General features: G+C 61.8%; 1 protein-coding gene. It reads left to right on the top strand.

What is annotated here, in order from left to right; genetic code table 11:
* The coding region (locus tag ACKUUH_RS17250) for a DUF2079 domain-containing protein (protein ID WP_407951125.1) at positions 1 to 1,658 on the top strand (1,658 nt) is incomplete at its 5' end.
* Between the last annotated feature and the right edge of the window lie 395 nt (positions 1,659 to 2,053).

Raw genomic sequence — 2,053 nt, 5'->3', positions numbered from 1 at the left:
TCGACCTCTGGCGAAATCTCAGCTTCGGCTATCACGACATCGGCCTGTTCGCACGAGCATTGCACAACGCCGCGATCGGCCGCGGCCTCTGGGTCGACTCGCTCGGCCGCTCCCTCCTCGGAGAACATGCATTCCTGGCAAGCTGGGCGCTCGTGCCGCCGGTCTTGCTGGGCATATTTCCGTTCCACCTGCTCGTCACCCTTTCGCCGATCTGCCTCAACGGGACGGCCCTGATCGTCGCGTGGTACGCGCGCAAAAGATTGAACTCCGACCTCGCGGGAATCCTCTCCGGCCTCGCATGGCTCCTCCTTCCCTTTCACGGACGCCTCGCCATCGCCCACGGCTACGGCTTTCACGAGTCCTACCTCGCCGTGCCGCTGCTTTTTGCAGGTTTTGCCGTCGCAAAGTGCGGCCGCCCAATGCTCGGTGCGGTAATCCTGCTCTCGACCATGCTCATCCGTGAAGACATCGCGCTCACCGTCGCCGCCTGGGGTGCTTATCAGTTGATGGTGTCGAAAAGACGCGCCCTCGGAGCAACGGTCATTCTCTCCGCGGTCGCATATTTTCTTGTCGCGATCTACATCATCGTTCCTCACTACCGCGGCGCACCATATCCCCACATCGGCTTTCATTTCTCAAACGTCGGCATCACCAGTACGGCTGCGCTGCTCACGAATCTATCCTTTCTGGTAACGCTGCTCCTTCCGACAGCCTTCCTGCCGCTGCGGGCGTGGCGTTTTTCGCTTATTGCCCTGCCTGCCATTCTCGAAACCCTGCTGACGACCAATCCAGAACTGCACAACATCGGCTTCCAGTATTACGTTCCAGCCATTCCCGTTCTTTTCTTCGCCGCCATCGAATCCTGGGTCGAGATGCGCCATAGGGGCGCGGCCGATCCGGTCCGGCAGAACTCAGCAAACGCGATGCGGCCCGGTTGGAGCCTGCTTGTCGCCGCCGCGCTCTGCCACGCGTTCTTCGGCATTGGCCCGCTGACGAACAATCCAACCGAGCCGTTCGCCGCGCCGGCCCTCGTCGCCGATAGCGCCCAAGTCGCTCGCGTACGCGAACTCATTCCGCCCAGCGCGTCCGTCACCGCGAGCTATCGCATTGCCGCACATTTTCTCGACGCCGATCGGCTTTACACCACGGCCGACGAACGCCTGGGCGACTTCGTCATCGTCCATGAGGCGGATGTGATCGACGAACATCTCCCGCGTGCGGCCCTCAGCCGTGCCATTCGGACGGGAACCTATCAGCCCATTTTCGCGGACTACAGTTTGGTCGTGTTGTCGAAGCAGAAAGAGCAAAGTCCGCTGGCCCGCGAAATCGTGTTGACGGAGTTACCGAGTGAGATGGCGTCTCGCCGGATCGATCTCGGCGAAGGGGTCGAGCTGGTTGGGATGTCAGTCAAGCCGACCGGCCCATCGAGCCGCGCGACGGTCCGGCTCGTCTGGCGATGCACCGGGCCGATTTCCGAAGACTATCGCTTCGGACTCGTCTCAGGGGAAACCCGATGGGGGCCGTTCCGTTTTGCTCGCGGTGCGATCCCCACCGATGCCTGGACGCCCGGCATTCTTTATGGCGATCAAATCACGATTGAGGTGGCTCCTGTTATGGAATTGAACCCCGCCGCGTTTCAACCCGTCCTTCTCAGGTAAGCGCCGACCGCCGTCATGCTCTCCACGACTCACAAATCCGCGCGAACAGCGAGCAAGAATAAGCAAATAGAAGACTGCCCACCCTCGCCCCAGAGGAATAAACGATGCCCCGCGCGAATCGAAACTCCAAACCCCTCCGCCCCTCGGCCGCCGCGCTCCGCGACCCCTCCTCGTCTCAAGCCCCAGCCCCCACGCCTCAGCCCGTTTTCACGGATTTTTCGCGCAGAAACCCTCCCGCCCCAACTCGCGACTGCCGCGCGACTTGGCACAAAACGGAAACCCGCTGTGTCACCTTATGTCACCTTGCGAAAGGAAGGTTGTTCGCGGTCCCCGGCGCCCTACGCCGGCAGAATCCCGCTCTTCTGAAGATGCGCCGCAAGCGTCGCCACGCACTC

It is taken from the genome of Parvibaculum sp., from assembly GCF_045863935.1.
Classification (GTDB): domain Bacteria; phylum Pseudomonadota; class Alphaproteobacteria; order Parvibaculales; family Parvibaculaceae; genus Parvibaculum.
Note: the sequence above shows the minus strand (reverse complement) of the source record. Positions and strands in the feature narration are given on the sequence as shown.